The organism is Candidatus Accumulibacter meliphilus, from assembly GCF_036625345.1.
Classification (GTDB): domain Bacteria; phylum Pseudomonadota; class Gammaproteobacteria; order Burkholderiales; family Rhodocyclaceae; genus Accumulibacter; species Accumulibacter meliphilus.
On sequence record NZ_JAZKTZ010000009.1, the window covers coordinates 40,331 to 66,877 of the forward strand.

A 26,547-nucleotide genomic window follows, 5' to 3' on the forward strand; every position below is an offset into this window, starting at 1 on the left:
CGATGATGAATTCTTATGCAACAGCTCCGTGCGAACCTCGTCATTTTTAGGCAAGAAACTGAACCGCCTTTCACCGCAGTTCCTCAGGGTACCGCCAAGCAATTAACCGCCGATGCGTTGGCCATCCACTCGGCAGGGGAAATTTTTGCATCCCGCCACGATTTTTCTCAAGCTGCCAAAACTGTCGCGGTTTTCTACCCTGTGTGGACTGTTGGCTAGCACGTTCGGCCATGAAATCCTCGCTAGCCATGTTGCCGGCAGGAAAAAAGCTGTCCCACGCTGACGCTGCCGGCGAAATAATCCGCTCCTGGCCGGCTATCCGAATGTCCCCTGTCTTGACTGAATCGGGAAAACACATTTCAGCAGGCAGGCGCACGGCTTGAGTGCGCTTGCGATTGAAAACGATGCTTTTCGCCATGACTCTCTCCGTCGATGCCCCATGGCGTGACTATATACACGGCATCTGCGGGGGGCAAGCGATCGCTGCTAGCGAGAGAGCAAGCCGGGACCAAGCCGGTGGGAGCAAGCCGAGGCGGGGCAGGCGGGGACCGGGCGGGGGTTCTGAGGTTTTCCAGGACTACTGGGAGCAGATCATCAAAGCGCGTGCTTGCAGGAACCGTGTTTCGAGGACTTGCGAACGATAGTTGCGGCCGAAACCCTGTCGCACGAAAGCTTAAGGCACCTTGATACCCGGCGCGATCGTTACTTTGAGCTTGGCGTCCGGGTTTGATCGTCGGGGTAATTGACCGCTCCGGCCCGGGCTCGTCCAACAAACGGATGGTTCGTGGCTTCGCACGATCCATCTTCATCGGTAATGCGGGCTACCATCGGTTGGCACCTGGTCAAGCGACCGCGAGCGTCAGGTGTCCGACCGGTTCGGCAGCCGGCCGCACTTTGATCTCGATGTCGTAGCCGAGGCGGTTCAAGCAGTCCATCAGCTTACGCTCGGACAGGTTCGTGAAGTCACCACGCATCATTCCCGATACCTTCGCCTGTGGGATGCCCATGCGTTTCGCCGCCCCTTGTTGAGTCAGCCCAAGGACGCGTATTGCCTTCCTGATTTCGACCACCAAGCCGGTCTTGATCTTGAGCTTTTCGGCGTCGGGCAGTTCAAGGTCGGCAAAGACGTTGCCCGAGCTGCGCTGAACCTCGACGCCTTCAATGATCCGTTTTTGCATTTCGTAGCTCCTGTGCCAATGCGTCGGCCACTTTCAGCCGAGCGCGAATGATGTCCATATCTGACTTCGGAGTGGCGATTCCCCTCTTGCTCTTCTTCTGGAAGCAGTGCAGGACGAAAACCGCTTCCGCGTACTTCACCGTGTAGACGGCCCGGTATGTGCCACCGGCATCGTCCTCGACGACCTCCAGCATGCCGGCACCGCCGAAGCCCTTGAGCATCTTTGCCGCGTCGTCCTGGTCGCCCATCTGCGCCAACGACAGGGCGTAACCGAAGCGTCTGCGCACGTCAGGCGGCAACGCCATCAGATCCTTGTAGCTGCTCGCGATCCATTCGAGCGTTTTTTGTTTATTGGTGATGGTGGCAAGTTTATATCTGTTCAGGTAAGCGCGAAAGCGCGCTACCAATCGTCACGGTTGCGAGCGGCACCCACCAGGCATCGACCTTGAGCAGCTGGGCAAACTCCGGATTCGACTGTTTTCTGCATCGCCGCACGAGGGTGTCGACGTTTATGGCAATGATCTGGCCGGCGGGAAGTCGGCAGTTTTTTGCAAGGGCGCCGACAGGCTGCCCGTTCTCCGCGCTGCAGAGTTCGATTCGCGTGTCCCTTTGCAGCGTTTGCAGCGCTTGCAGCGATGCATCGTGATCGAGCTGTTCCAGGGCGCGGTGAATCGCATGGCCTGGGGGCCGTCGTCCGGCAAAGCTGAGGTCGACGTCCGCCAGGCCGAGCGACACGTAGCGCCAGGCGAGGGCTGCCGGGCGTTCGATGGCCTGGGGCAGGGGAAGCCGGGTGATGGCGGGGTCCGATAGACGCGGGGAGAAGGGGTTCGTCGCGCCCACGGATTCGCACATCAGGAGCAGTTCCCTGGCGCGGGTCATGCCGACGTAGTAGAGACGGCGCTCGTCGTCTGAGCCATCCTGCCAGTCGCCGTTGTCGAGGATCACGACATGGCGGAACTCGCGCCCCTTGGCGGAGTGCACCGTGGAGAGGGTCAGGCGGCCGTGCTCGGATCGTGCTGCGTCAGTGGCGAACTCGTAGAGCTCGTCGATGAGGGTGCTGCTCGGCACCGCGATATCGCCCCACACGCAGTTCAGCTCCGCGATGACTTGCGCGAGCATCGCCAGCCAGGGATTGGCGTGCTGCGCGTCCGCGAAACGGGCCTCGAACCAGCGCGACAGGGTGGCCGCCTGGCAGCGTCGGTTCGGCTTGTTGCGCAAGAGATCGAGAAGACGGCAGGCTTCGCGGGTCTGATGGAATCGCGGCCCGGAGCCGTCGCGCTCGGACAGGCGATAGGCGACGGCGTGCTGATGACACCAGGCGCGGACGGGATCCAGGGTGGCCCGGTTTCTGGCCAGGACGGCGAAATCCGACCAGTCGCCGCTCGGGTCGAGCGCTTTCAGCCGCGACAGCTCGGCCATCACCACGACGGCCTGGCCGATCGCATCGCGGGGGACGCGAAGCACCTGCACGCGGCCCTGGGCTGCGGGATCGAGGCGCTGCCAGCGTCCTCCCGAGGGGTCCCTTTTTCGGGAATGGTTGATGCGAATCGGGTGCTTGATCTTCATCCGCTCGCGATGCGGCGCGATGAGCTGATTGGCGGCGGCGATGATGTGGGCGCTGGAGCGATAGTTCTCGACGAGATACTCGACCGTCGCCTGGTAGTCCTGCTGGAAGCGATGGATGAAAGTGTTGCTGGTGCCGCGGAAGGTATAGATGTTCTGGTCGTCGTCGCCGACCGCGAGGACAGTCAGGCGGGCGTCCCTGTCCCGGGTCTGGCGGCCGGCGAGGGCGCTGATCAGTTCGTACTGGCGCTGGTCGATGTCCTGGTACTCGTCGACCAGGATGTAGCGATAGCCGGCGAGCAGCCGCTCGCGCAACTCGTCGCCTTCGCAATCGAGTCCGCCCGGCGGGGCTTTCCCCTGCAGCAGCGCGACCGCCTGGTCGAGGATCTGGTCGAGACCTTGCCGGGCAGGATCTTCTCCGCTGTTCTCGGCCAGGGCGGCGAGACTCGTGCCGGTGAGGCGAAGGGCCAGGGCATGGTAAGTGAGCACGGTCACCGCGCCGGCTTCGGCGCCGATGAGACTGCGCAGGCGCTGGCGAATCTCCCAGGCCGCGCCGCGGTTGAAGGCCAGGACGAGGATGCTCGACGCCGGTTCGCGCAGGACACGGACCAGATACGCTACCCGATGCACGATGACGCGTGTCTTGCCCGACCCGGGACCGGCAAGAATGAGGCGGTTGGCGTCGGGTTTTTCGGCAACGATGCGCTGCTGCAGGGGGTGGCGCAGGCTTTCGACAATGCGCCGATACGACTCTTCCGTGGTTGCCCGTTCCAGGATTTCCTTGCGGCCGGCAAAGTAGCGGCGAATGAATTCGAGCTTGGGCAGGGAAAAATAGGCGAAAACGAAACTCAGGGCGGCAGACAGCTTTTTCAGGCCCAGCTTCGCGTATTCGTGGATGACGTGAATCTGGAAGTTCTTCTCGCTGTAGTGTTCCTTGAGCGGCTCGAAATCGGCGTTGGTAAAGCCACGCGACTTTTCTTCCGGGTAAATGCGGATGGTCATTGCCGAACGGAAGACCGTCTTGCCGCGATCGAGGATCAGGACGCCATTGTCGTGCAGGTAGAGCAGGCCGGCCTCGATGGCGGTCAGCTCGTCCTTCAACTGTGGTCCGATTTCGAGATCCGAGCGCAGCGCCTCCGCCAGCTCACCGAGTTTGCATTCCACGCGCAGGTCGACGCCGCGCAGCTTGTCGTCCAGCTTGCCGAGCAGCGTCTGCAAGAGAACCGTGGCCACCGCCCGGCGCTTGTCGCTGATCTCGCGGATGTTGGACCAGCTGCGCAGCAGGCGGACCTTGAGAATCTCGCGGCGAAGCAATTTGACGTCAAAGGACGCCCGCCGAGCCTTTTCGCCGTCGCCAAACGGCCGCGCCAGCGAATGCAGCAGCTTCATCAGCTGCTCGGGAATGAAATCGACGCCGCTGCGGATCTTGAGATCCTGGCACAGCCCTCGCAAATTGACGTCCTGCCACTCGCCATTATCGGCATCGGGCGCCAGTTCGGGCAGCCGCGCCAGGACTGCCTTTTCCATCTCCGCAAGGCGGGCGAGGCGATCACTGGAGGCTTCCCTGACGCCCTTGCGCAGCAGGACTGTCAGCGCCAGGTCGTTGCTGAGAACTCCCATCTGCTCCAGTTGATGAAGCATGCGGACGATGTTGTCGCTGGACACGCCCAGCGCGGCCATCAGCGTGTCGGTACTGATGCCTTCATCGTCGCGCGCATTGATCAACAGCGACACCAGGCCGAGATACTTGCTTCGCATGTCAGCGGAGAGGTTTGCCTTGTCGAGATGTTTTGCGGCCGCCTGCATGCTCGGCACCTTGAGGCTGCCGGGGAAGACGCGCGTGTGATTCTCGTTGCGCTCAAGGAAGCGCGCCCGTTCCAGCCAGGAAATGGCCGTCTTGATCTTGGTGTCCGCGTCCGGATTGCCGGCCTCGATGCTGCTTTCCAGATCGTCGTCAGCAAGGATTTCGCCGGGCGTGACGACGATTTCGGTGCTCTTCGTCTTGCCGGCGTAGCGGCGCAGAGTGCGCAGAATGGCGGCGATGTCATTGCGCGACAGGCGGGAGCGGGAGGATACGCCGAACTGCTCCTCGACATCCTCCTCGTCGTAGAGCAGCACGCAGCGCGCATCCTGCCGATCACGTCCGGCGCGTCCGGCTTCCTGCAGGTAGTTTTCAAGTGAGCCGGGAATGTCGGCGTGGATGACCAGGCGCACGTCGGCCTTGTCGACACCCATCCCGAAAGCGTTGGTGGCGACGATGACCTTGAGCTCGCCTTCGATGAAGGCCTGCTGAACGTCCTTCTTGATGCCCGCGTCGAGGCCGGCGTGGAAGTGCGCGCAGGCCCAGCCCATGTCGCGCAGAAAGCCGGATATCTCTTCGACATGCTTGCGCCTGGCGGCGAAGACGACCGCGCCGCCCTGGCGGCCCGCTTTGCCGGCGTCGCCGAATTCCTTCTCCAGAAGGCGATGGATCAGCGGCTGTTTTTCCGGCTTGGTGACCGCCATCACTTCGTAATGCAGGTTCTGTCGTTCGTGCCCGCCGTCAAAAACGCGCAGCTCGATGGCGAGCGAATCCTGAAAGTGGCTGCGGATATCCTCGATGACCTCGCGCTTCGCGGTGGCCGTGTAACAACTGACCGGCGCGCGCTCGTCCGGCATTCGTGCGTAGCGCTCGCGAATGAAGCGCGAGACGTAGAGGTAGTCCGGGCGGAAATCGTTGCCCCATTTGGAGAGGCAGTGGGCCTCGTCGAATACCCAGGCACCGACCTGTCGGTGGCGGATGGCTTCGACAAAGGCCCGGTTTCTGAACTGCTCGGGGGAGACCAGGACGATGCCGGCATCGCCGAGGCGGATTTTCTCCAGAACGTCGCGTCGTTCCGGCATGGTCAGCAGTCCGTTGAGGGTCGCTGCGCTGTAAATCCCCATCCTTGATGAGGTTGTCGACCTGGTCCTTCATCAGCGACTGCAGCGGCGAGACGATCACCGTCAGGCTGCCGTTACGCCAGTGCCGCGACAATGCCGGCAGCTGATAGCAGATCGACTTGCCGCCGCCGGTCGGCAGAATGGCGAGCAGGCTTTCTTCCTGGTACCCGGCGCCGACGATGTCCTCCTGCAGGGAGCCAGCCGTGGCGTTGGCGGGCTCCGGGCGAAAGGCGGAAAAGCCGAAGTAACGCTCCAGTTCCCTGCCGGGTCGAGATGGACAGCGCAGTAGGGGCAGGCCGGGTCGGCGCAGCGTGTCGCGCGCAACTGCTCTATCTGCCGGGTCGTTGCCGGGTATTGGAGGCGTACCCATGGCGGCAGGACGGAGTTGCCGCCACTGACGCGCAGCCAGGCGAGCACGTAGGAGAAAGCCCGCCCGACGGCCGCATCGACGAGCGCCTCGTCGAGGATCTCCGCAAGATGTTGGGGACAGACTTTGCCCGCCCAGGCGACAGACGGCGGCATGGACTTCGCCAGCTTTCGGCGGCATTGCCGCCCTGAGCTTGGCGAAGAAGCTGCCGACACCGCCGCGGCTTTCACGCGCCAGGAAGAAATGGTGGCAGGCGATCTCGTCGGGGGACGCGGCATTGAGTGCGGCAAAGGCTGCATACTGGTCCTGCCACAGCTTGAGCGCCAATTGCGCGTCCTTGAGCGGGTCGTTGCGCGCGTCGCGGACGAGCTTGTAGTCCTTGACCAGGCTGTGGTACGGGTTGGCGGGGAAAGCGAGGGGGGAAAGTTCCAGGGTATCAACCGCTGGCAGCTGGTTCAGCTTGAGCTGTGGATAGACCCGTGCCAGTGCCGGAAGGTCATGGCGCACGATATTGTGTCCGAGGACGAATGCAGCGCCTTCGCTAAGGGCGTCGAGGCGGTCGACGGCGGCGGCGATCTGCTGCCCGGCAAGGGAGAAGCCGTCGCTTGTGTCTGCTCTCCAGGCGGCCAGTTTGTGAATGGCAAGGCGGTCATCGAAAGCGGTTTCGATATCCAGACACAGACATCGCGGCGCGAAGGGCGGGGAGCTCATCACGATTCAACGGTCATGACGGTGGCGCCGGTTTGCCGGCTAAGCGGGAAAAAGCGGGAAAAAGCCGGGAACGGGCGGAAAACATGCGACTAATCGGTCTCAAGCGATTGAAACGCCTGACATATTAGCGCTATCATGGCGGGTGTCGTCAAGCCTTGATCTGGCGGCACTTTTTGTAGAAGAACACACCCACTGGGAGAGAGACAGATGGACAAGAGAACTCCGCCGCCCACCTCGAGCACCGATAGCAGCCAGGCGGGAGGAACAACGGAAGCCGAAAAACCGGAAGTTGCGGCTGCCAAGCCGCCAGCGCGAGCCCCGCGGGCGCGTGCGGTTTCAGCTTCGACGCGGGCAACACAGCCGCGTCGGGCAGCCGCCGGAGATGTGGCTCCCGCACGGACGCCTGCCGCCATGGAAGCTTTCGATGTCGCCGAAGCGGCCAGTTCGGCAATCGAGCACAAGCAAGTCGCCCTGCGCGACATCATTGCACATGCCACCGTCGGCGACACTGCGTCGCTGGCGAAGACGCTCGAAGCGATCATGACCGGCGCTTCTCCCGACGACGCGGCGGCGCTGCGCAAGGCGCTGCTGACAGAAAGGAAGGAACCGCAGGCGACACCGCCAAGCAGTCCGGACGATGAGCTGGCATCAAGCTGGCGCGAAACGAGTTCCTATCCCTATCGCAACCTGATGTCGCGGCGGGCGTACGAGAAGCAGAAATACCGCCTGCAGGTCGAGTTGTTGAAACTGCAGAACTGGATGAAGGAAACCGGGCAGCGCGTGGTGGTCATTTTTGAAGGTCGTGATGCGGCGGGCAAGGGCGGCGCCATCAAGCGCTTTACCGAGCACCTCAACCCACGCGGCGGACGCGTCGTGGCACTCGACAAGCCCAGCGAACAAGAGCGCGGCCAGTGGTACTTCCAGCGCTATGTGCGCCACCTGCCCACTGCCGGCGAGATCGTTTTCTGTGACCGCTCGTGGTACAACCGCGCCGGTGTCGAGCGGGTGATGGGCTTCTGCAGCGAAGACGAGTACACCGAGTTCATGCGCCAGACCCCGGAAGTCGAACGTACCCTGGTGCGTAGTGGCATCCACCTGATCAAGTTCTGGTTTTCGGTCAGCCGCAAGGAACAGCGCCGGCGCTTCAAGGAGCGCCAGGTGCATCCCCTCAAGCAGTGGAAACTGTCGCCGATCGACCTCGCGTCGCTCGACAAGTGGGACGACTACACCAAGGCCAAAGAGGCGATGTTCTTCCACACCGACACCGCCGAAACGCCGTGGACGGTGATCAAGTCCGACTGCAAGAAGCGCGCGCGTCTGAATGCCATGCGCTACGTCCTGCACAAGCTGAATTACACCGGCAAAGACGTGGACGCCATAGGCCCCATCGATCCTCTGCTCGTCGGTCGTCCGCACGTGGTCTACGAACCGAGTGGATCTGCCCATCCGCAAGGCGAGCACACGCCGATTCTCTAGTCTGGCCGGACTCGATATCAGTAGCGAAGTACGGGGCGCCCAGAGCGCCCCGTTTCTTTTTGCGCACTGCCCTGCAGGAACTCACTCGGCGTCCGCCTGCCGGTCGGGGTGGGCAGCAGCGAATTCCGGCAGGTCTGCGCAACGGGCAGCGATCGCTACGATGAGCGGATAGGGATTCAGGTCGACCTTGAAGCGTCGGGCGTTGAAAACCTGTGGAATCAGGCAACAGTCGGCGAGACCCGGCGTATCGCCATGGCAAAAGGCGCCGGTCTGCGCGTCGCGTGTCAGGTGCGCTTCAATGACGCGCAGACCTTCCTCGACCCAGTGCCGGTACCAGCGCGTCCTGGCTTCGTCGGCAATCGCGAGTTCGCTGCTCAGGTACTTCAGAACACGCAGATTGTTGATCGGGTGAATGTCACAGGCAACGATCAGCGCCAGTGCGCGTACGCGTGCCCGGCCCGCTGCGTCAGCAGGCAGCAGCGGTTGCTGCGGATGCTTCTCGTCGAGATACTCGAGGATCGCCAAGGACTGACTCAAAGTGGTCCCGCCATCCTGCAGGCAGGGGACCAGCGCGCCGGGGTTGATCGCGCGGTAAGCGTCTTGCAACTGCTCGCCGCCATTGCGGGCGAGATGAATCGGAATGCTTGCGTAGGCCAGCTGCTTCAACTGCAAGCCGATGCGTACCCGGTAAGCAGCGGAACTCCGATAGTAGGTATACAGTTTGAGCATGCTCGTTCCTGGTTGGCCGGATGGGCGGGTGGGAGGCAAGTGGCGGTGTATCGGGCTCAGGGGCCTCGATATTCGTCAGGCGGGGGAGGTGGGGTAGGGCGTAACGGTCTGCTCGATGGCGCCGAAGATGCTGTGGCCGTCCGCATCGAGCATCTCGATGCGGACGCTGTCGCCAAACTTGAGAAAGCCGGTTCGCGGGGCGCCGCTGTCGATGGTTTCGTACATGCGCAGTTCGGCCAGGCAGCAATAGCCGACACCGCCATGCGCAATGCTCGATCCATGCAGACTTCCCTGTTTGTTGGAAACGGTGCCGGAGCCGATGATCGAGCCAGCTTCGAGCTCGCGGCTGCGGGCAGCGTGCGCGAGCAACCGGCTGAAGTCGAAAGTCATGTCGATGCCGGCGTTGGGTCGGCCGAAGAGGCTGCGGTTGAGCTGTACCTGCAAGGGTAGATGGAGCTTGCAGTCACGCCAGGCGTCGCCCAGCTCGTCGGGCGTCACGGCAAGCGGCGAGAAAGCGCTGGCCGGCTTCGACTGGAAAAAGCCGAAGCCTTTAGCCAGTTCGCCGGGAATCAGATGGCGCAAGGAAACGTCGTTCACCAGCATCAGCAGGCGGATGGCGCCTGCACATTGCAGCGCGCTGGCACCCATCGGCAGGTCGCCAGTGATTACCGCGATTTCGGCCTCGAGATCGATGCCGCCGTCCTCGGAGAGCGCATAAATGGGATCGCGCGGACCGACGAAGGAGTCCGAGCCTCCCTGATAGATCAGCGGGTCGCTCCAGAAGGACGCCGGCAGTTCGGCGCCGCGCGCTTTGCGCACCAGTTCGACGTGGTTGATGTAGGCCGATCCATCGGCCCATTGGTAGGCTCTCGGAAGAGGGGAATGGCACTGCTCTTCGTTGAAGGGCAGGGCGTGGCGGGCGGCACCATTGTTCAAGGCCGTGTAGACCTCGGCCAGCTGTGGCTGGCAATGCGGCCAGTCGTCAAGGGCGGCCTGCAGGGTGCGGGCGATGGCGGGGACCATTTGGCAGCGGCTGAGCTCGCGGTTGACCACCACCAGCGTGCCATCGCGCCCGCCGCTCTTAAGGGTTGCAAGTTTCATTGCCGGGCTCCGTGGCTGGTCTTGTGGAAGGATCGCTTCGCTTGCTCTTGCCGGCCATGGCCAGACTAGGGCGCAGGGGCTGCGTCGCGATCATGCGCCATGGCTGCCATCGTGCATCCAGGCCGCCTGTCTCGGCGCCTTGCGCGTTCTTGCCCATTCGTCGAGCATCTCCCATTTGACCGCGTCGAGCCGCTTCATCATTTCCGCCGTGCTGGTATTGAATGCCAGTTCGAGGCGATGGCCGCTAGGGTCGAAGAAGTAGATCGATTTGAAGAGCGTGTGATCGGTGACACCAAGGACGTCGATCCCATCAGCTTCCAGATTCTGCTTGACGGACAGCAGTTCCTGCAGGGAACCGACTTCGAAAGCGATGTGTTGCGTCCAGGCCGGGGTGTTGCGGTCTCTGTCCATCGCTGGCTGTGTCGGCAGTTCGAAGAAAGCGAGGATGTTGCCGCCGCCGGCATCGAGAAAGATGTGCATGTACGGATCTGGCTCTTTGGTCGACGGCACTTCGTCCTCGGCAATGGCCAGAACGAAATCCATACCCAGGTACTTGCCATACCACTCCACCGTCTGCTTGGCGTCGATGCAGCGGTAGGCTACATGATGAATTTTCCGGACCTTCATTTCCTTTCTCCCGCACGAGCGGCCTGGCCTTGACGCTACGCGTGGACTGGCGAGCGCTGGCAGGCCGTCGATGGCTTTCCATCGACCTCGTTCATTAGAGCCGAAGTCGAAGCCGTATGGCAATGATTGCCCCTACAATGACCGCTTCGGAAAATGTACCGGGTACTGATCGGCATGCTCTCGTCTCGAAGATCGTCTATACACCGGATGTGCGCGCGCTTGCCGCTGTTCCATGGCTTCCGGATGCCGGTTTTTGAAAGAACCGGGCGTGCCTAGCCTGCGTCTGCAGCAGCTGCGCACTCGCCATGTCGGCCCCATCGAACTCAGCGTCGATGGCGGCGAATGCGTCTGCATCCACGGGGCTTCCGGGAGTGGCAAGACGCTTTTGTTGCGTGCCATCGCCGATCTTGATGAGCACACTGGCGAGGCCTATCTCGATGCCCAGCGCTGCTCGCTTCTGCCGGCCCCGGACTGGCGGCGTTCGGTGGCCTTGGTGGTCGCGGAAAGCCACTGGTGGGGGGAGTGCGTTGGCGAGCATTTCGAGACGGCGATCAACGCCGGCTGGCTGAAGCAGCTCGGCTTGCCCGAGGAGGCGGTGGATTGGCAGCTGTCGCGCTGTTCGACCGGCGAAAGGCAACGGCTCGCCTTGTTGAGAACGCTGATGCAGAACCCCGCCGCACTATTGCTGGACGAGCCGACCGGCAATCTCGACCAGGACAGCACCCTTCGCGTCGAGGAGTTGTTGGCCGACTACCGGCGCCAGCGGCAAAGCGCAGTGCTCTGGGTGAGTCACGATTCCGGGCAAATGGAACGTGTTGCGCAGCGCCACTTCATCCTGTGCGACGGTGGTCTGGTGGAGGAGGAGAGGGGGCTGCCATGCAGGTGATCACCCTTTCACCCCTGGATCTGGGGAGTGCCGCAGTGCTGATCCTCGCCCTCGCCGGACTGTCCTTGCGTTTGCACCTTGGCGTCGAGCGACAATTACTGACCTCTGCGGCGCGCAGCACGATTCAGTTGTTCCTGATCGGTCTGGTACTCAAAGTTTTGTTCGCCAACGTTCACCTGCTCTGGGTGGCGCTGATGGCGGGAGTCATGATCGCGGTCGCCGGACGCGAGGTAATGGTCCGCCAGAAACGTCGCTTCGTCGGTTGGTGGGGCTTCGGCGTCGGCACGCTGTCGATGTTCATTTCGTCGTTCACGGTTACGGTCATGGCGCTGCTCCTGGTGATCGGTACCAAGCCCTGGTATGCGCCGCAATACGCCATACCGCTGCTGGGCATGATTCTCGGCAATACCATGAACGGCATCTCGCTGGGACTCGACCGTCTGACGCAGGACGCCGCCCAGAAACGCTCGATTATCGAGAGTCGCCTGGCGCTGGGCCAGAGTTGGCAGCGGGCAATTTCCGACAGCCGCCGCGAAGCCATCCGGGTGGGCCTGATTCCGATCATCAACGCCATGTCTGCCGCCGGCATCGTCAGCCTGCCCGGAATGATGACCGGCCAGATCCTGGCCGGCACGCCGCCGGTGGAGGCCGTCAAGTACCAGATTCTGGTGATGTTTCTTATTGCTGGCGGCACCGGATTTGGTACCGTCGTTGCCGTCAGCCTCGCCGCCAGACGCCTTTTCGACGCGCGCCAGCGCTTGCGGCTGGACCGTCTGAGTCGGCCCCGGAAATGATCTGGTGCGGCTTGCTCAACCAGCATTCGCGGGACCGACGGCCTGATCGCACTTTGCCGTGCGATCTGCACACTAGCAGCTTAACGTTGGACCAAGGGTGCAACACCGGCCGCTCGCTTTTCGGCCAGTTTGGCGGCCTTTTTCTCCTTTGGAGTCAAAGCCGCCTGTTTCTTCGCTTCCTTGTTGTTTTGCCTTATCTTGCCCATGATCGTGCTCCTCGTGAGCACCTGCGAAAGCAGGTGTGCGTGCAGTATAGGCCGATCCCTCGTCGGAAACCGGGGGGCAGGAAAAAAGGACGGCCAGCGCTCAACGCCGTACTGCCTGCTTGTGATGCCCGTCAGTCAACTGCTTGAACGGCTTGAACTGCTTGGCTGGTAATTTCAGGCTGCCCACATGCCTCGTGCGCTGGTAAGATTGGCGCTGCTTTTATCAACTTTTTCGAAAGGAGCGACACATGAGTCTGAAAGAGGCAAAAGACGCCTATGTTGAGAAACTGAAACTGCAGCTCGATGAGTGGAGCTCAGAACTCGACGCCATGGAAGTGAAGGCTCGTCAGGCCGACGCCGATTTCAAGGAGAAATTCCAGGCCAAAGCTGATGAACTCAGATACCAGAAGACCTTGGCGCAGGGGCGCATAAACGCCCTGCAAGAGGCCGCGGATGATGCTTGGGAAGAACTCAGAAACGGCAGCGAGAGCATCTGGGGAACCGTCCGGCAAACTTTTGCCGACGCCAAAGCAAAATTCGACAACAAGTAGGTCGTGTGAGCTTTGCTTCCCAGATCTGAACGGGGCCACGGCCCCGTTTCTTTTCTGCCGTTAAGTTTACATAATACCAATTATGCGAATCTATAAGTATCTTACGCGCTGTTGAGAGGCGCAGCGCATTTGCTGGCATCGAGCGGGAGTGGTAGATTGCCAAGCCTGCCGCTTGGCTCCCCACGGTCGCTCCCTGCAAACACTCTTCTCATTTCTCATGCCACAGATCACCGCCAACCATCTTCAGATCGAATACGAGTCATTGGGCACACCGTCAGCGCCGGCCATTCTGCTGATCATGGGACTCGGTGCACAATTGAGCCGCTGGCACAAGGATTTTTGCGAAGCGCTCGTCGAGCGTGGCTTTCGCGTCCTTCGTTTCGACAACCGCGACTGCGGCCTGTCGAGCAAGTTCGACGCCGCCGGCGTTCCCAATATCGGCCAGGCGCTGCGCACCGGCACGCCACTGAGCGTGCCTTATACGCTGGCGGACATGGCCGCTGACAGCGTCGGCCTGCTCGATGCCCTGGCTATCGAAAAAGCGCATATTGTCGGCGCGTCGATGGGTGGCGCAATCGCCCAGATCCTTGCCGCCCGCTATCCGCAGCGTACCTTGTCGCTGACTTGCATCATGTCCACCAGCAGCAATCCGGAGCTGCCGCCGCCAACTCGCGAAGCCTCACAAGCCCTGCTGGCCCCCCTGCCGGCGACTCGCGACAAGGAAAGCCTGGTCGAGGACGCGCTCAAACGCCAGCTGGCGGTCGCCAGCCCCGATTTCCCAAGCTGTCCGCAACGCTTGCGCGAGGTCCTTGTCGATGAGCACGAGCGAGGCTTCCATCCGCGCGGCGTGGCCCGCCAGCTGGCCGCTTTTCTGGCCAGTGGTGATCGCCGCCCCCTGCTGCAAACCATCAAGGCACCGACACTGGTTCTGCACGGGAGCGACGACCCACTGATTCCCGTCGCCTGTGGTCACGACGTGGCTGCACACATCCCGGGGGCAATAATGCAGGTCATCGAAGGAATGGCGCATGACCTGCCAGTGGCCTTGACCGAAGTGTTCGCCGATGCCATTGCGGCGATCGCGCGATCGTCTGAGCGCTGAACGCTGCCGACGCCGAGCATCCTCTGGCAGACCGCGAGCAACGATCGCCGGCATCGGCCGGCGCGGCTTTGCCGCTTGCGCATGCCCCTGCACCGGCTGACGGGTCTGCGTGCTCGTCTGCCAGCAGCCTGCGCTTGTCGACGCCCATGAATCCTGCCTTTGCCCCCGAGGCACTAGTTTTCGTCGATCTGGAAACGAGCGGAGCCAACTTCGCGAACGACCGGATTATCGAAGTCGGCCTGGTCGAGGTGGACAGCCAGGGGGCGCGTGAATGGAGCGCGCTGGTCAATCCTGAGGCTCCCGTTTCTTCCTTCATTACCGGTCTGACCGGCATCAACGACGCCATGCTCAGTTCGGCGCCGACTTTCGCGCAACTCGCACCGTCCCTGCTCCAGAGACTGCGCGGCAGACTGCTCATTGCGCACAATGCCCGCTTCGATTACGGTTTCCTGAGGTGCGAATTCAAGCGACTCGGGATCGAATTCCGGGCGCCTACGCTATGCACCGTGAAACTCTCGCGCAAGCTTTTCCCGCAGCACCACCGGCACAATCTGGACACCCTGGTCACACGCCATGGGCTGGCGGTGGCGGGCTCGCGCCACCGGGCTCTGGCCGACGCTCGCCTGCTCTGGGATTTGTGGTGCTGCTGGCACGGGCAACTGCCGGTCGAAACGATTCGCAGCGTGGTCGCCAACCTCGTTGGCCGTCCCGAACTGCCGGCGCAGATCGATCCCGCACTGATCGACGATCTGCCAGAGGCTGCCGGCGCTTACGCGTTTTACGGCGAAGACGGTCGCCTGCTGTTACTCCGCCGGGCGAGCAATCTTCGCCAACAGGTATTGGCGCATTTCACCGCCGCCAAGCGCGAAACGCCGCTGCTGCGCGATCTCCGGCGTGTCGACTGGCGTGAAGCCGCCGGCGAGCTGGGCGCTCGCCTGCGCGAAATCGAATTGTCCCGTAGCGCAGCCCCGAGCAGACCCCAGGCGGGGCCACGAGAGCCCGGCGGCGGCAACGCCGGCGCGGCGGCCAGGGGACTTTGCTCCTGGCAACTTCGGGCCCTGCAAAACGGTCACTTTCGCCCCGAACTGGTCTTCGCCGAGGACCTTGACTTTGCCATCGCCGACGATTTGTTCGGAATCTACCCGAGTCATCGTGAAGCCTTGCGCAGCTTGCGAAAACTCGCCGACGCACAGCGTCTGTGCTACAAGCTGCTCGGCCTTGATGACAGTACCAAGCCCGGAGCCTGCGCCGCTTATCGACAGAAGAGCTGCCGCGGCGTTTGCATTGGCAAGGAAACGGTCGCCCTGCACAGCGCCCGAGTTCTGACCGCCCTGGCCAAATTCAAGGTCAAGCCCTGGCCTTACAAGGGGCCGCTGCTTCTACTGGAGCGCGACGAATTCGGAATGCGCGAAGAGTTCCACCTGGTGGACCGGTGGCGTCTGGTGGCCACCGTGCATAACGAAGAGGCGCTGCAGGCGCGCCTGGCGGATGGGCCGACCGGCCAGGCTTTCGACCCCGACACCTACCGCGTCATTGGCCGTTTCCTGCACGCCGGCAAGATCGGCCTTCGCCCCCTGCCCCCGTTCCTAATGTGAAAGTCCTCACGAATCTCCCTTCTCCCCTCGCGGGAGAAGGGTCGGGGAAGAGGGGGAAACGGTCATGACTTTCATGATCCGGGGTATCCCGACATGTCATGACCGTTACTTTGACGGCTCGGCCTCGGGCTCGGGCTCGGTATCAACGAGCTCGGTCTCGAGCTCGGCCGCAGCCGCCTGCTCCCGTGCCTCCCTCGCCTCGTCCCTTGCCTTCCTCGCCTGCTCCCTTGCCGCCCTTGTCTGGTCGCTTGCCTGGCGCAGGATATCGGCGATATTGGTATTCTCGGTCTGCCGCGCCCAGTCGTCTGCCGTCGCACCCCGATCGTTGGCAATGCTCGCATCGGCCTTGTTCTTTAGCAGCAATTCGACGATCTGCAGGTGTCCAAAGCGGGCGGCGAAGAACAGCGCTGTCGAACCGTTCTCGGTCGTCGCATCGATGTTGGCAGCCCTCGTGATCAGGTATTCGACGACCGCCGTGTGGCCATTGAAAGCGGCGTAGATCAGGGGCGGCCAACCGTAGAGGTTGACGTCTGCACCGGCTTCGACGAGACGCCGGACGATCGGCAAATTACCCTTGAAGGCCGCCAGGCTGAGCGCCGTCTCATGGTTGCGATTGCGGGTGTTCAGGCGTGCGCGGCGCTGTAGCAGCTGCTCCAGAAAATCACCGTTGTCGCGCTGCACGGCCTGCATCAGCAAGGTGTTGCCGGCAGCATCCACCGCGTTGACGTCCATGCCCTGGTCGAGCAACTTGACGGCCCACGAGGTATTGCCGGAGATCAGCGCTTCCTCCATATCTTCATGAGCGCCGGCTGTGGCGAGGCTTGGCAGCAGCAGGGCAAAGAGCAGAGCGATTGTTTTCATTGGGCAATTTTTGATCGGGCTTCTGGGAACAGGCGGAAAAAGTTCTCCGTCGTGGCGTCAACAAGGTCCTCGTAAGTGAGGCCACGCAGGCGCGCGACTTCTTCGGCGACGTGCTTCACGTAGCCAGGCTGGTTGGTCTTGCCGCGATAGGGAACCGGGGAAAGATAAGGCGAATCAGTTTCAACCAGCAGACGGTCGAGCGGAACACGCTGCGCCACGTCGCGCACGATTTCGGCCTTCTTGAAGGTCACGATGCCGGACATCGAAATGTAGAAGCCCTGTTCGAGAGCTTGCTCGGCGACCTGCCAGCTCTCGGTGAAGCAGTGCATCACGCCGCCGGCCGCCGCAGCCCCCTCCTCCTGCATCAGCCGCAGCGTGTCGGCAGCTGCCTCGCGAGTATGAATCACCAGGGGTTTGTGCGCTTCGCGGGCGGCGCGGATGTGGGTGCGGAAGCGTTCACGTTGCCACTCCGGTGCATCCTTGTGCCAGTAGTAATCGAGACCCGTCTCGCCAATGGCGATGACTCGCGGATGACGAGCCAGCTCGACCAGGTCGCCGACCGAGGGTTCGCGTCCGCCGGTGGCCTCGGGATGAACGCCAACCGAAGCCAGGATCGCCGGCCAGCGTTCGGCCAGCGCCAGCACCCGGCCGAGGTCTTCCAGCGAAACCCCGATGCACACCGCGCAGGCGACCTCGTTATCCTTCATCAATGCGAGGATTGGCGCAATTTTTTCGGACAGATCCGGAAAGTCGAGATGGCAGTGCGAGTCGATCAGCATCGGCGTTCTTCGGCGGCGCTCGCTCAGATCGTATGCGTCGGGCGGCCGGACTGCATCACGCCGCCGAGAAGGGCTTCGATGCGCCTTTTGGCTTCGAGTCCGCCTTCGTCGTTGTTGAAGTGCACACCGATGCCTTGCGCCTTGTTGTTCTGGGCTCCGACCGGGGTTATCCAGACGACCGTACCGGCAATCGGCAACTTGGCCGGGTCGTCGATCAGCGACAACAACATGAACACCTCGTCACCGATGGCGTAATGGCGGGTAGTCGGAATGAAGATTCCACCGTTGCGCAGCAGGGGCATATACGCCGCGTACAGCGCCGATTTCGAATTGATGTTCAACGACAAGACGCTCGGGCGTGGTGAGCTGGCTGCGACTTGCTTGCGACTGTCTGCTTCTGCCATATCCCCTCGGGAGGTTCAGAAAAGCCGTATGTAGTTCAGGAAAAACTCTTCGAGAAACAGGCGGCTATTCACGGGTTGCTCGCACTGGGCTTTGTATTGTATCGCCTTTCGATTGAATGCCAAGAGCTTGCGGGCGTCGGTGCCTTGCGCCAGGCGCAGCAACTGCGGCGCGTGCGCAACGAAATAGCGCGGCGGCAAGCCCTGGCTGGCCAGGGTCAGGTCAAACAACCACTTCTGAGCCCACTCGAGCGTACGCTTCAATGCTGCCGGACGTTTCTCCGCCTTCACCGCCTTGTCGACAATGGCCGCCGCCAGCACGGCGTTGAGGCCTTTGCCATGCGCCACCTGGCCGAGCAGCGAATCGAGCAGCGCGCGTTCACCCTTGGCACTCAGTTCGAGGGCCAGCAGCGGCGAGCCACCGGCGAGCGCCAGCCACTGCTCGCCGTCGCGAACGCCGGCATGGCGCAGCCAGGCGATCGCACTGGCCGCCGGTGGCGGTCGCATGGGAATCGTCTGGCAACGGCTGCGAATCGTCGGCAGCAAGCGATGTGGCTCGCTTGAAACCAATATAAATAAAGTACCTGGAATCGGTTCTTCAAGTGCTTTAAGAATGGCATTGGCCGTCGCCCGATTCATGGCTTCGGCGGGGTTGAGCAAGACTACGCGCGCGCCATGGCGGTGGGTGCCAACATGCAGGAACTCATCGAGCGCGCGCACCTGATCGATGGTGATCTGCTGACTGGCTCTCTTCTTGCCTGCCGCGTCACCCGCAGCGGCCTCGGTCTCCTCGCCTTCGGCGAGCGCGCTTGGCTGTAGCAGGCGTAGATCCGGATGGTTGCCCTGCGCCAGCCAGCCGCAAGCCGGGCAACGGCCGCAAGCGCTGCCCGACTCGGTGCGCGCTTCGCAGAGCAGCGACGCGGCAAAGCTGCGCGCCAACTCGAATTTGCCGATCCCGCGCTGGCCGGCAATCAGCAGCGCGTGCGGCAACTGAGCGCGTCGCTCTTGAAGTTGCTGCCAGCTCTGTCTGTGCATTTCAATTATGTTCATAAACAGTACTTTATAATCGTTTCTTGAATCACAATCTTGATCTTGTCTGGCACCTGGTTGGCGTCGATACAGCGAATTCGTTGCGCAGCTACCGTCGCACGCTCAAGGTAGGCGAGGCGCACACGTTCATGAAACTCGGCGCGCTCCTGTTCGAAGCGGTCGAGGTCGCGCTCTTGCGCGGCGATGCGCTGGCTGGCGATCGACGACGGCAAATCGAAGAGCAGCGTCAGATCCGGTTGCAGGTGACCGTGGACCCAGTTTTCGAGTTGTGCAAACTTCGTTTTGTCGAGACCGCGTCCACCGCTCTGGTAAGCGTAGGTGGCGTCGCTGAAGCGGTCGCAGATGACCCAGTCGCCGCACGCCAGAGCCGGTTCGATGACCCGTTCGAGGTGTTCGCGGCGAGCGGCAAACATCAGCAGCGCTTCGGTCTCGACATGCATCGCTTCGTGCAACAGCAGTTCGCGAAGCTTTTCGCCAAGCGCGGTGCCGCCGGGCTCACGGGTGGTCAGCACGTTCAGCCCACGGCCGCGAAGCAGCGCCGCCGCGTCGGCAATATGACTGCTCTTGCCGGCACCGTCGATACCTTCGAAAGTGATGAACTTGCCGCGCTGTCGGCGCTCGCTCGGACTCGCACTCACGGTCTGCCGCCTTTCTGAAAGCGCCTGACGGCGCGATTGTGTTCGTCGAGAGTAGGTGAAAACTGGCTACTGCCATCACCACGTGCAACAAAATAAAGCGCCTCGGTGGACGCCGGATGCAGAGCCGCCTGCAGGGAAGCAAGGCCGGGCATGGCGATCGGCGTCGGTGGCAGACCTGGCCGGGTATAGGTGTTGTACGGCGTGTCGGCGAGCAGGTCGCGCTTGCGCAGATCGCCGTCGAAGCCCTCGCCAATACCGTAGATCACCGTCGGGTCGGTCTGCAGCAGCATTCCCTGGCGCAGGCGATTGACGAATACCCCGGCGACCAGCGGTCGATCATCGGCGCGGCCGGTTTCCTTTTCGACGATCGAAGCCATGATCAAGGCCTGGTAGGGATCCTGATAGGGCAACTCGGGCGCCCTCGCCTGCCAGGCGCGCTGCAGATGCTGCTGCATCGAACGGTAGGCCCTGGCCAGTAGCTCGACATCGCTGCTGCGCCTGGCAAAAAAATAAGTATCCGGAAAGAAAAGGCCTTCAGCGACCGCTTCCGGCGCACCAATCAGACGCATGATCTCGGCCTCCGGCAAATCCTGGGTGTCGTGGCGCAGATCCGGATGCGCATCGAGACGCTCGCGCATCTGCCGGAAAGTCCATCCTTCGATGAAAGCCAGCTCCGCTTGCGTGACGTCACCGCGGGTCAGCTTCTTCAGCAGCTCCAGCGGCGTAATGCCGGCAGCGATTTCGTAACTACCGGCCTTGATCGAGGTATCGACGCGCAGCAACTTGCCGAGAAGGCGCAGCACCCACGGGTCCAGCTCGACGCCCGCCGCCGCGACCTCCCGTGCCGCGACGCGCATGCTGCTCCCAGAGATAATCGTGAACTCGATCTGCTCGCTCTTCAGAGCGACCGGCGTCAGCACCACCCAAGCGGCCGCAGCGGTCAGCAGAACGACAGCGATGACGGCGAAAAGGAGCAGCTTGAGGAGGTGTTTGCGCATCAATCCGGCGCAGCGGACAGGCTGCGGGGCTGGGAGGTGAGGACGAACTTCGACTGGCCCTATAATAGCCGAAAGCCGCGTGGCTGAACTCAGCCGCCGCCGACCCGGTCAGAGTTCCTCGCAGCCTCCGGCGGATCGCGAAGACTGCTGCTTCCCTGCAGACAACAAGCAGGCCCGCCCTGAACAATTGACGAGAACGACTTAACGATGAACGCAAGCTGGCTGGAATTTCTTTGTGCTTCAGGAGCACGCGTGGACCAGGACCTGGTCGCCGATTTCGGTGACGCAGCGGCAGAGTTGCTGGCCGCGCCCGCGGCGACGATCGCCGCGCCGCTGACCCATCTCGGGGTGATTGAAGTCGGCGGCGCTGAGGCGGCAACTTTTCTGCACCAGCAGCTGACCAGCGACGTCAAGCATCTCGCCGACGGCGAGGCGCAGCATTCGGCCTGGTGCTCGGCAAAAGGTCGCATGCTGGCCAGCTTTCTGGTTTTCCGCAGTGGCTCCAACTATCAGTTGCAACTGTCTGCCGATTTGCTGCCAGCGATTCTCAAGCGCCTGCAGATGTTCGTGCTGCGCAGCAAGGTGAACATCGTCGACCACTCTGACGCTCGTCAGATCATCGGCGTGTCGGGCCCGCGCGCCGAAGAAGCGCTGCACGCAGCCGGCCTTGCGGTCCCCGGCGCAGCGCTGAGCAGCGTCGTTGCGGCGGACACCCTCGTTATCCGCCTGGAAAGTCAGCGCTTCGAACTGCTGGCTAGCAGCAAGGTCGCTCCCGAGCTCTGGCAAGCGCTGCTGTCGGTGGCGCGACCGGTCGGTACCCGGGTCTGGCAATGGCTGGATGTCGACGCCGGCCTACCCTTGATTACTGGCGGCACCAGGGAAGAGTTCGTGCCACAAATGGCCAACTTTGATCAACTGGGAGGAGTCAGCTTTCACAAAGGCTGCTATCCGGGCCAGGAAATCATTGCTCGTACGCAGTATCTGGGCAAAGTCAAACGTCACCTGTACCGCGCCCACTCCAGCACACCGATTCCGCCCGGCAGCAAAATCTTTTCGCCGGCCAATCCCGAGCATCCGTGCGGAATGGTGGTCAATGCGGCACCGGCGCCGACGGGTGGCTACGATGCTTTGGCGATTGTCCAGGAGAGTTTCGTCGCCGCCGCCGATCTGGAAATTGCCACCCCGGGCGGCGCGCCCATCGACTTGCAGCCGCTTGCGCGTTAAGCGGGTGATCGGCGCGTTCGCGCACTGCCAGCAATGTGCCTGATCCTGATCGCCTGGCAGGCACATCCGGACTATCCCCTGGTCGTCGCCGCCAACCGCGACGAGTTCTTTGCACGCCCCGCGGCGGCTGCCGCGTTCTGGCCGGAAGCGCCGCAGGTGCTAGCTGGCCGCGACCTGGAAGCCGGTGGCAGCTGGTTGGGAATTAGCCGTGCACAGCGTTTCGCGGCGCTCACCAATTACCGCGAAGGTGGCCGGGTGGCGAGCAATGCGCGCTCGCGTGGCGCCCTGGTTGCCGACTTCCTTAGCGGTGATACCCGCCCATCCGCGTACCTGGCGCAGGTCGCGGCGCGTGCCGTCGACTACAACGGCTTCAACCTCTTTGTTGCCGATGGCCAGTGCCTGGCCTACTACGCAAACCGTGGCGACAGTCCGCCACGCTTGCTGAGCCCCGGCATCTACGGCCTCTCCAACCACCTCCTCGACACCCCCTGGCCCAAGCTGGCGACTGCCAAAGCGAGCTTTGCCGAAGCACTGGCCGAGCTGCCGAAGCACGCAGCCTTCTTCGATCTGCTCGCCGACCAGGAAATCGTTGCCGATTCCCACCTGCCGGAGACCGGCGTACCGCTCGCCTGGGAGCGCATCCTCTCGTCAATTTTCGTGCGCTCCGAAGACTACGGGACGCGCGCCTCGACGCTGCTCGTCCGTCACCGGGACGGTCTGACGACCTTGATCGAGCGTAGTTTCGGCGCTGGCGCGCTGCTTAGCGGCGAAGTCTGCGAGAGTTTTTCTTGATAAAAACTGTCGGGAATTTTTACACCTCGGGAAAGATGCTTTTATAACCGTTTGATCCGTTAATGATTCTTGTTCAGGCCCAGGAATTGCTTTCTTTATCCAGGCAATTGTTTTCACCTACCGAAGGAGGGCTTCAATGATCAAAACGACCTTAATCGGCCTGCTTTCCATCGCCGGAATGCTGGTTTCTCCCGCCGGTAAAGCGACCGTCATTCCTTGGTCGGCGACGATCAATCAGGCGCAGGAAGTTCCGCCCTCCGGCTCTCTTGGGACGGGTTCCGCTTCCGGGAGTGTTGATGACGTGTCCGGTGATCTCGCTTGGAACATCAGCTTTGCCGGCCTGACCGGCCCCGTGACCGCAATGCACTTCCACGGCCCGGCCGCCCCCGGGGTCAATGCGGGGGTTCAGGTGAATATCGGAAACATCAGCGGTTTGAGCAGCCCAAGCGCGGGGTCGACGACCATCACCCTCCTGCAAGTCAAAGACCTGCTGGCAGGCAACTGGTACATCAATCTTCATACGTCAGCATTTCCTGGCGGTGAAATTCGCGGCCAGGTCCAGCCAGAAGCCGCGGTGCCCGAACCTGCCCTGCTCGGCCTTCTTGGCCTCGGTCTCGCTGGTCTCGTTGCGTCGCGTCGCCGCAAGCGCTAAGTGATGCGGCGTCAACGGTTATGACAATCGAGATACCCTGGAGTCAGTCCTCGCTGATCTCGACCGGCGTATAGGGCAGCACCCGTTCAAACAGTTCGACAATATCGGCATTGCGCATGCGGATGCAGCCGTGCGAGCCGGGACGACCCATTGGCGTCGTGTCCGGGCTGCCGTGAATGTAGATGTAGCGGCGCATGGTATCGACCTGGCCGAACCGGTTACGCCCGGGTTCGCAGCCGGATAGCCAGAGGATGCGGGTCAGAATCCAGTCGCGCGTCGGGAAGCGTTCGGCCAGTTCACGACAATAGATTTCGCCGTTCGGGCGGCGACCAACCAAGATTGTGTTGGCGGCGAGTCCGGCGCCGATTTTGGCGCGCACCAGGTGCTTGCCGCGCGGTGTGCAGTAGCTGCCAGTGACTTCCCCAGCACCGTTCGCCGCCGTCGATACCGAATACCTGTGCAGTACCTGCCCCGCCGCATCCACCAGGCGCAAGGTCTGTTCCTTGATCGAAATGTCGATACGCACTTTTACTCTCCTCCTCGGCGGCGCCGCGCGGCAAAGAAAGCGGAGAGGAGCTGGCCGCACTCCGCCGCCAGAACGCCACTCAGGACCTCGGTGTGATGGTTGAGCCGTTCGACGGCAAAAAGATCGACGACGCTGCCGTGGACGCCGGTTTTCGGGTCGCGCGCGCCGTACACCAGGCGCGCGATGCGTGCCTGCAGGACCGCTCCGGCACACATTGCACAGGGCTCCAGGGTCACAAAAAGCTCGCATCCCGGCAAACGATAGTTCTGCAAGTTGCGGGCGGCATCGCGCAGCGCAGCGATCTCGGCGTGTGCCGTCGGATCATGTTCGCCGATCGGCGAATTGAAGCCACGTCCGACGATGACGCCGTCGCAGACCACCAGTGCGCCGACCGGCACTTCGCCCAGGCATTCGGCCGCGCGTGCCAGAGAAATCGCTTCGCGCATATAGTATTCGTCGTTCATCGCGCGCATTCTACATTCAACCTTCCACCGCAGCGCCCGCAGGGCAGTCGCGCCGTAGGGCGGAGCGCGACCCACCCTGCGAAGGTGGCTGTCAAATCGGGTACCATCGCAGAAAGCCTCGCCAATTCCGATCGTGAAAAGCGCCTTCCGTCATGCGAATCCTCTTTGTCCACCAAAATTTTCCCGGGCAATACAAGCATCTGGCGCCTGCGCTGGCCAATTCGCCCGCCAACCAGGTCGTCGCCATCGGTGAGCAGGCCAACGTCAGGCGCGCGCAGGGCTTCCATCCGCGCGTTCGCCTCCTGGCGTATCCCGAACCGGTCGGGGCTTCTAAGCAGACGCATCATTACCTGCACAGTACCGAGGCGGCGGTGCGCCGTGGGCAAGCGGTACTGCGTCTGGCCCTGGCGCTGCGCAAGCAGGGTTTCGTCCCCGACGTCATCTGCGCGCATCCCGCCTGGGGCGAAGCGCTATTCCTCAAGGAAGCCTACCCCGACGCCCGCTTGCTGCTCTATCTCGAGTTCTTTTATCGCGCCCGCGGTTCGGACATGAACTTCGACGACGAGTTTCCGACCTCATTCGATGACCAGTGCCGGATTCGCCTGCGCAACGCCACGCAGTTGATCAGCCTCGAAGCCGCCGACGCCGGCCTTAGCCCGACGCACTGGCAGCGCGAGCAGTATCCGCAGGCATTTCAAGAGCTGATCGAGGTCATTCACGACGGCGTGCAGACTGAAGTCGTCTGCCCCGGGCCGGTCGCCGAGTTTGCCCTGCCAGGCGGCGGCACACTTCGTTCGGGCGACGAGGTAATCACCTACGTGGCCCGCAATCTCGAACCGTATCGCGGATTTCATCGCTTCATGCGCGCTTTGCCAGCGGTACTGAGCGCACGGCCGAAGGCGCAGGTATTGATCGTCGGTGGAGACGAAGTCAGCTACGGGCGGCACTTGCCTGGCGGAGAAAGTTATCGCCAACTCTATTGGCGTGAAGTCGGTGGCCAGCTCGACGGCAAGCGTGTACATTTCATGGGAAAGCTGCCGTATCACAAATTTATCGACGTCCTGCGTCTCTCGAGTGCGCACGTCTATCTCACCTACCCGTTCGTCCTTTCGTGGTCACTGCTCGAAGCGATGTCCTGCGGCTGCCCGGTGATTGCCTCGGACACGGCTCCGGTACGAGAAGTCATCACCGCCGGCCGCAACGGGCTGCTGGTCGATTTCTTTTCGCCAAGCAGCCTGGCCGAAACGATTATCTCGGTGCTCGAAGATCCCGGCCAGATGGCGGCTTTGCGCAGGCAAGCGCGGCAGGACATCGAGGAGCAGCTGGACCTTGCATCGCAGACTTTGCCGCGCTTGCTGGCGCTGGTGGAGCAGCTGGCCGCAGGTAAAAGTGAAGCACTGGATCAGCGGCCGCGATAGGCGCCTTCCCAGGCCGGCCGGCGAAGTCAACAGCACAACAGCAGGAGCCTAGCCATGACAAGCATCCGATTTCTGCAAGACCAGGCGCTGTTTGGCGGCGTAGACGACCGTGCGATGGCAGTCATCATTCCCTTGCTGAGCGAGCTCAGTTTTGCTGCCGGCGAGGCGATCGTTCGCGAGGGCGACGACGGCGACTCGCTGTTCATCATTTGCAGTGGCTCGGTCGAAGTGCTGAAGGCGAGTGCTGCCGAAGATGGGCATTTCGAAAAGCGCCTCGCGGTCCTGAAAGTTGGTGACGTGTTCGGTGAGATGGAGTTGATCGACCTGCAGCGTCGCTCGGCCACGGTGCGGGCGCTTGAACCGGTGGAGGCCTTGGCATTATCCAACGCCGACCTGTTCACCATCTACGAATCCGATTTGCCGACATTTACCCTGATCGTGCTCAATCTGGCCAGGGAGTTGAGTCGTCGCCTGCGCCGCCTCGACGATCTGGCGGTGCATTACATGGCCATGAACACGCCAGCGGAGGCGTGTTAAACGGCTGTCCTCAGGGAGTGTCTTTCAGCTTGTCCTGCCACGCGCGCATGGCGATGGCGAGACGGCCGGACATGGTGATGTACTCGCCATAGAGCAGATCGTAAGCGTCGCGGGGCTTCCCGGACGCCGCCAGTTCAACCACCTGTGCGGCCAGCTTATGGAAATCGGCGTGCAAGCGATTCACCTCCTGGTAGACGGCGCTCGCCCGGTCTTCACCCGACAAGCGTGAGCCGTGCAGCCACTTGCCGAATTCGCACTGGTCTTCCGCCTGAACCTCGGTCACATCAACGGTCGGAGGTGCCTGAAGAATGGCATCGCGCAAAAGCGACATCCAGCGCGCGTGATTGCCGATCGCCTCCTCAATATCTGTCACTTTGTCCACCCTGTCCTGATTTTCCAT

At 62.2% G+C, this 26,547-nt stretch carries 29 protein-coding genes and 1 pseudogene; 12 read left to right on the forward strand and 18 right to left on the reverse strand.

Features of this window, described 5'->3' with window-relative positions; translation table 11 throughout:
- Positions 1-70: 70 nt before the first annotated feature.
- The 5 genes and pseudogenes from vapB to V5B40_RS18290 form a co-directional block, all read right to left on the reverse strand.
- Positions 71-418, reverse strand: a complete 348-nt coding sequence (vapB, locus tag V5B40_RS18270; RefSeq protein WP_332355832.1) for a type II toxin-antitoxin system VapB family antitoxin — start codon at positions 416-418, stop codon at positions 71-73.
- A gap of 424 nt (positions 419-842) precedes the next feature.
- Positions 843-1,178, reverse strand: a complete 336-nt coding sequence (locus tag V5B40_RS18275) for a helix-turn-helix domain-containing protein (protein ID WP_332355833.1) — start codon at positions 1,176-1,178, stop codon at positions 843-845.
- A complete protein-coding gene (locus V5B40_RS18280; protein WP_332355963.1) occupies positions 1,159-1,536 on the reverse strand; it encodes a type II toxin-antitoxin system RelE/ParE family toxin in 378 nt (125 codons plus the stop codon). The genes V5B40_RS18275 and V5B40_RS18280 overlap by 20 nt, the downstream gene beginning before the upstream one ends.
- Positions 1,537-1,546: 10 nt before the next feature.
- Entirely contained in the window at positions 1,547-5,623 is a 4,077-nt protein-coding gene (locus V5B40_RS18285; RefSeq protein ID WP_332355834.1) for a UvrD-helicase domain-containing protein, read from the reverse strand.
- A gap of 94 nt (positions 5,624-5,717) precedes the next feature.
- Positions 5,718-6,209, reverse strand: a pseudogene (locus V5B40_RS18290) (hypothetical protein); the annotation flags it as partial.
- A gap of 66 nt (positions 6,210-6,275) precedes the next feature.
- On the opposite strand from V5B40_RS18290, the gene V5B40_RS18295 reads away from it, so the two are divergent.
- Together V5B40_RS18295 and ppk2 are read left to right on the forward strand one after the other, a co-directional pair.
- On the forward strand, positions 6,276-6,833 hold the full coding sequence (locus V5B40_RS18295) for a hypothetical protein (protein WP_332355966.1): 558 nt from the start codon (positions 6,276-6,278) through the stop codon (positions 6,831-6,833).
- A 114-nt stretch (positions 6,834-6,947) separates the two neighbouring features.
- On the forward strand, positions 6,948-8,216 hold the full coding sequence (ppk2, locus tag V5B40_RS18300) for a polyphosphate kinase 2 (RefSeq protein ID WP_332355835.1): 1,269 nt from the start codon (positions 6,948-6,950) through the stop codon (positions 8,214-8,216).
- 81 nt (positions 8,217-8,297) lie between these two features.
- On the opposite strand, the gene maiA is transcribed toward ppk2, so the two are convergent.
- From maiA to V5B40_RS18315, 3 genes are all read right to left on the reverse strand, one after another.
- The gene (maiA, locus tag V5B40_RS18305) at positions 8,298-8,945 is read right to left on the reverse strand and encodes a maleylacetoacetate isomerase (protein ID WP_332355836.1); all 648 of its coding nucleotides are present in this window, start codon (positions 8,943-8,945) and stop codon (positions 8,298-8,300) included.
- Between the two features lie 75 nt (positions 8,946-9,020).
- Complete coding sequence (locus V5B40_RS18310; protein ID WP_332355837.1) at positions 9,021-10,046, reverse strand: fumarylacetoacetate hydrolase family protein; 1,026 nt, start codon at positions 10,044-10,046, stop codon at positions 9,021-9,023.
- A 90-nt stretch (positions 10,047-10,136) separates the two neighbouring features.
- Positions 10,137-10,673: a VOC family protein gene (locus V5B40_RS18315; RefSeq protein WP_332355838.1), complete on the reverse strand. Its 537-nt coding sequence runs from the start codon at positions 10,671-10,673 to the stop codon at positions 10,137-10,139.
- A 268-nt stretch (positions 10,674-10,941) separates the two neighbouring features.
- Here V5B40_RS18315 and V5B40_RS18320 point away from each other — a divergent pair, with 268 nt between their 5' ends.
- Both V5B40_RS18320 and V5B40_RS18325 read left to right on the forward strand, forming a co-directional pair.
- The gene (locus tag V5B40_RS18320; protein ID WP_332355839.1) at positions 10,942-11,559 is read left to right on the forward strand and encodes an ABC transporter ATP-binding protein; all 618 of its coding nucleotides are present in this window, start codon (positions 10,942-10,944) and stop codon (positions 11,557-11,559) included.
- Positions 11,550-12,353, forward strand: coding sequence for an ABC transporter permease (locus V5B40_RS18325; RefSeq protein WP_332355840.1), 804 nt, complete (start codon positions 11,550-11,552; stop codon positions 12,351-12,353). Before V5B40_RS18320 ends, V5B40_RS18325 begins: the two co-directional genes overlap by 10 nt.
- Positions 12,354-12,433: 80 nt before the next feature.
- Here V5B40_RS18325 and V5B40_RS18330 read toward each other — a convergent pair whose 3' ends face one another.
- A complete protein-coding gene (locus tag V5B40_RS18330) occupies positions 12,434-12,559 on the reverse strand; it encodes a hypothetical protein (RefSeq protein WP_332355841.1) in 126 nt (41 codons plus the stop codon).
- Between the two features lie 248 nt (positions 12,560-12,807).
- Here V5B40_RS18330 and V5B40_RS18335 point away from each other — a divergent pair, with 248 nt between their 5' ends.
- The 3 genes from V5B40_RS18335 to V5B40_RS18345 all read left to right on the forward strand — a co-directional run bounded on the left by V5B40_RS18335 (position 12,808) and on the right by V5B40_RS18345 (position 15,807).
- Positions 12,808-13,110 carry a hypothetical protein gene (locus V5B40_RS18335; protein ID WP_332355842.1) on the forward strand — a complete coding sequence of 101 codons (303 nt, stop codon included), beginning with the start codon at positions 12,808-12,810 and terminating at the stop codon, positions 13,108-13,110.
- A 217-nt stretch (positions 13,111-13,327) separates the two neighbouring features.
- Complete coding sequence (locus V5B40_RS18340; protein ID WP_332355843.1) at positions 13,328-14,212, forward strand: alpha/beta fold hydrolase; 885 nt, start codon at positions 13,328-13,330, stop codon at positions 14,210-14,212.
- Positions 14,213-14,346: 134 nt separating this feature from the next.
- Positions 14,347-15,807 (forward strand): 3'-5' exonuclease family protein, encoded by a 1,461-nt coding sequence (locus V5B40_RS18345; protein ID WP_332355844.1) that lies wholly within the window; start codon positions 14,347-14,349, stop codon positions 15,805-15,807.
- Positions 15,808-15,912: 105 nt separating this feature from the next.
- On the opposite strand, the gene V5B40_RS18350 is transcribed toward V5B40_RS18345, so the two are convergent.
- From V5B40_RS18350 to mltG, 6 genes are read right to left on the reverse strand one after another with little or no spacing between them, the layout of a single operon-like run.
- On the reverse strand, positions 15,913-16,668 hold the full coding sequence (locus tag V5B40_RS18350; protein ID WP_332355846.1) for an ankyrin repeat domain-containing protein: 756 nt from the start codon (positions 16,666-16,668) through the stop codon (positions 15,913-15,915).
- Positions 16,665-17,447 (reverse strand): TatD family hydrolase, encoded by a 783-nt coding sequence (locus V5B40_RS18355; protein WP_332355848.1) that lies wholly within the window; start codon positions 17,445-17,447, stop codon positions 16,665-16,667. The genes V5B40_RS18350 and V5B40_RS18355 overlap by 4 nt, the downstream gene beginning before the upstream one ends.
- A gap of 23 nt (positions 17,448-17,470) precedes the next feature.
- Positions 17,471-17,851 (reverse strand): PilZ domain-containing protein, encoded by a 381-nt coding sequence (locus V5B40_RS18360; protein ID WP_332355849.1) that lies wholly within the window; start codon positions 17,849-17,851, stop codon positions 17,471-17,473.
- 15 nt (positions 17,852-17,866) lie between these two features.
- Positions 17,867-18,883: a DNA polymerase III subunit delta' gene (gene holB / locus V5B40_RS18365; RefSeq protein ID WP_332355850.1), complete on the reverse strand. Its 1,017-nt coding sequence runs from the start codon at positions 18,881-18,883 to the stop codon at positions 17,867-17,869.
- 11 nt (positions 18,884-18,894) lie between these two features.
- Entirely contained in the window at positions 18,895-19,536 is a 642-nt protein-coding gene (gene tmk / locus V5B40_RS18370) for a dTMP kinase (RefSeq protein WP_332355851.1), read from the reverse strand.
- Positions 19,533-20,534 (reverse strand): endolytic transglycosylase MltG, encoded by a 1,002-nt coding sequence (mltG, locus tag V5B40_RS18375; protein WP_332355852.1) that lies wholly within the window; start codon positions 20,532-20,534, stop codon positions 19,533-19,535. The genes tmk and mltG overlap by 4 nt, the downstream gene beginning before the upstream one ends.
- A gap of 252 nt (positions 20,535-20,786) precedes the next feature.
- Between mltG and V5B40_RS18380 the strand changes: the two genes are divergently transcribed.
- From V5B40_RS18380 to V5B40_RS18390, 3 genes are all read left to right on the forward strand, one after another.
- Positions 20,787-21,758, forward strand: a complete 972-nt coding sequence (locus V5B40_RS18380; RefSeq protein ID WP_332355853.1) for a YgfZ/GcvT domain-containing protein — start codon at positions 20,787-20,789, stop codon at positions 21,756-21,758.
- 33 nt (positions 21,759-21,791) lie between these two features.
- A complete protein-coding gene (locus V5B40_RS18385; RefSeq protein ID WP_332355854.1) occupies positions 21,792-22,550 on the forward strand; it encodes an NRDE family protein in 759 nt (252 codons plus the stop codon).
- A 136-nt stretch (positions 22,551-22,686) separates the two neighbouring features.
- Complete coding sequence (locus V5B40_RS18390; RefSeq protein WP_332355855.1) at positions 22,687-23,202, forward strand: CHRD domain-containing protein; 516 nt, start codon at positions 22,687-22,689, stop codon at positions 23,200-23,202.
- 43 nt (positions 23,203-23,245) lie between these two features.
- Here V5B40_RS18390 and V5B40_RS18395 read toward each other — a convergent pair whose 3' ends face one another.
- Positions 23,246-23,728 carry a L,D-transpeptidase gene (locus tag V5B40_RS18395; RefSeq protein ID WP_332355856.1) on the reverse strand — a complete coding sequence of 161 codons (483 nt, stop codon included), beginning with the start codon at positions 23,726-23,728 and terminating at the stop codon, positions 23,246-23,248.
- A 2-nt stretch (positions 23,729-23,730) separates the two neighbouring features.
- Positions 23,731-24,192, reverse strand: coding sequence for a tRNA adenosine(34) deaminase TadA (tadA, locus tag V5B40_RS18400; RefSeq protein ID WP_332355857.1), 462 nt, complete (start codon positions 24,190-24,192; stop codon positions 23,731-23,733).
- Between the two features lie 152 nt (positions 24,193-24,344).
- On the opposite strand from tadA, the gene V5B40_RS18405 reads away from it, so the two are divergent.
- Complete coding sequence (locus V5B40_RS18405) at positions 24,345-25,610, forward strand: glycosyltransferase family 4 protein (protein ID WP_332355858.1); 1,266 nt, start codon at positions 24,345-24,347, stop codon at positions 25,608-25,610.
- 54 nt (positions 25,611-25,664) lie between these two features.
- The gene (locus tag V5B40_RS18410; RefSeq protein ID WP_332355859.1) at positions 25,665-26,147 is read left to right on the forward strand and encodes a cyclic nucleotide-binding domain-containing protein; all 483 of its coding nucleotides are present in this window, start codon (positions 25,665-25,667) and stop codon (positions 26,145-26,147) included.
- Between the two features lie 10 nt (positions 26,148-26,157).
- On the opposite strand, the gene V5B40_RS18415 is transcribed toward V5B40_RS18410, so the two are convergent.
- Positions 26,158-26,547 carry a CZB domain-containing protein gene (locus tag V5B40_RS18415; RefSeq protein ID WP_332355860.1) on the reverse strand — a complete coding sequence of 130 codons (390 nt, stop codon included), beginning with the start codon at positions 26,545-26,547 and terminating at the stop codon, positions 26,158-26,160.

Coding starts and splice junctions, on each gene's coding strand:
- V5B40_RS18285 (WP_332355834.1), bottom strand. CDS start 5,623: ATGCCGGAACGACGCGACGTTCTGGAGAAAATCCGCCTCGGCGATGCC.
- V5B40_RS18275 (WP_332355833.1), bottom strand. CDS start 1,178: ATGCAAAAACGGATCATTGAAGGCGTCGAGGTTCAGCGCAGCTCGGGC.
- V5B40_RS18340 (WP_332355843.1), top strand. CDS start 13,328: ATGCCACAGATCACCGCCAACCATCTTCAGATCGAATACGAGTCATTG.
- mltG (WP_332355852.1), bottom strand. CDS start 20,534: ATGCGCAAACACCTCCTCAAGCTGCTCCTTTTCGCCGTCATCGCTGTC.
- V5B40_RS18385 (WP_332355854.1), top strand. CDS start 21,792: ATGTGCCTGATCCTGATCGCCTGGCAGGCACATCCGGACTATCCCCTG.
- tadA (WP_332355857.1), bottom strand. CDS start 24,192: ATGAACGACGAATACTATATGCGCGAAGCGATTTCTCTGGCACGCGCG.
- V5B40_RS18330 (WP_332355841.1), bottom strand. CDS start 12,559: ATGGGCAAGATAAGGCAAAACAACAAGGAAGCGAAGAAACAGGCGGCT.
- holB (WP_332355850.1), bottom strand. CDS start 18,883: ATGCACAGACAGAGCTGGCAGCAACTTCAAGAGCGACGCGCTCAGTTG.
- V5B40_RS18390 (WP_332355855.1), top strand. CDS start 22,687: ATGATCAAAACGACCTTAATCGGCCTGCTTTCCATCGCCGGAATGCTG.
- V5B40_RS18325 (WP_332355840.1), top strand. CDS start 11,550: ATGCAGGTGATCACCCTTTCACCCCTGGATCTGGGGAGTGCCGCAGTG.
- V5B40_RS18335 (WP_332355842.1), top strand. CDS start 12,808: ATGAGTCTGAAAGAGGCAAAAGACGCCTATGTTGAGAAACTGAAACTG.
- vapB (WP_332355832.1), bottom strand. CDS start 418: ATGGCGAAAAGCATCGTTTTCAATCGCAAGCGCACTCAAGCCGTGCGC.
- maiA (WP_332355836.1), bottom strand. CDS start 8,945: ATGCTCAAACTGTATACCTACTATCGGAGTTCCGCTGCTTACCGGGTA.
- V5B40_RS18310 (WP_332355837.1), bottom strand. CDS start 10,046: ATGAAACTTGCAACCCTTAAGAGCGGCGGGCGCGATGGCACGCTGGTG.
- V5B40_RS18355 (WP_332355848.1), bottom strand. CDS start 17,447: ATGCTGATCGACTCGCACTGCCATCTCGACTTTCCGGATCTGTCCGAA.
- V5B40_RS18360 (WP_332355849.1), bottom strand. CDS start 17,851: ATGGCAGAAGCAGACAGTCGCAAGCAAGTCGCAGCCAGCTCACCACGC.
- ppk2 (WP_332355835.1), top strand. CDS start 6,948: ATGGACAAGAGAACTCCGCCGCCCACCTCGAGCACCGATAGCAGCCAG.
- V5B40_RS18405 (WP_332355858.1), top strand. CDS start 24,345: ATGCGAATCCTCTTTGTCCACCAAAATTTTCCCGGGCAATACAAGCAT.
- V5B40_RS18350 (WP_332355846.1), bottom strand. CDS start 16,668: ATGAAAACAATCGCTCTGCTCTTTGCCCTGCTGCTGCCAAGCCTCGCC.
- V5B40_RS18410 (WP_332355859.1), top strand. CDS start 25,665: ATGACAAGCATCCGATTTCTGCAAGACCAGGCGCTGTTTGGCGGCGTA.
- V5B40_RS18415 (WP_332355860.1), bottom strand. CDS start 26,547: ATGGAAAATCAGGACAGGGTGGACAAAGTGACAGATATTGAGGAGGCG.
- V5B40_RS18315 (WP_332355838.1), bottom strand. CDS start 10,673: ATGAAGGTCCGGAAAATTCATCATGTAGCCTACCGCTGCATCGACGCC.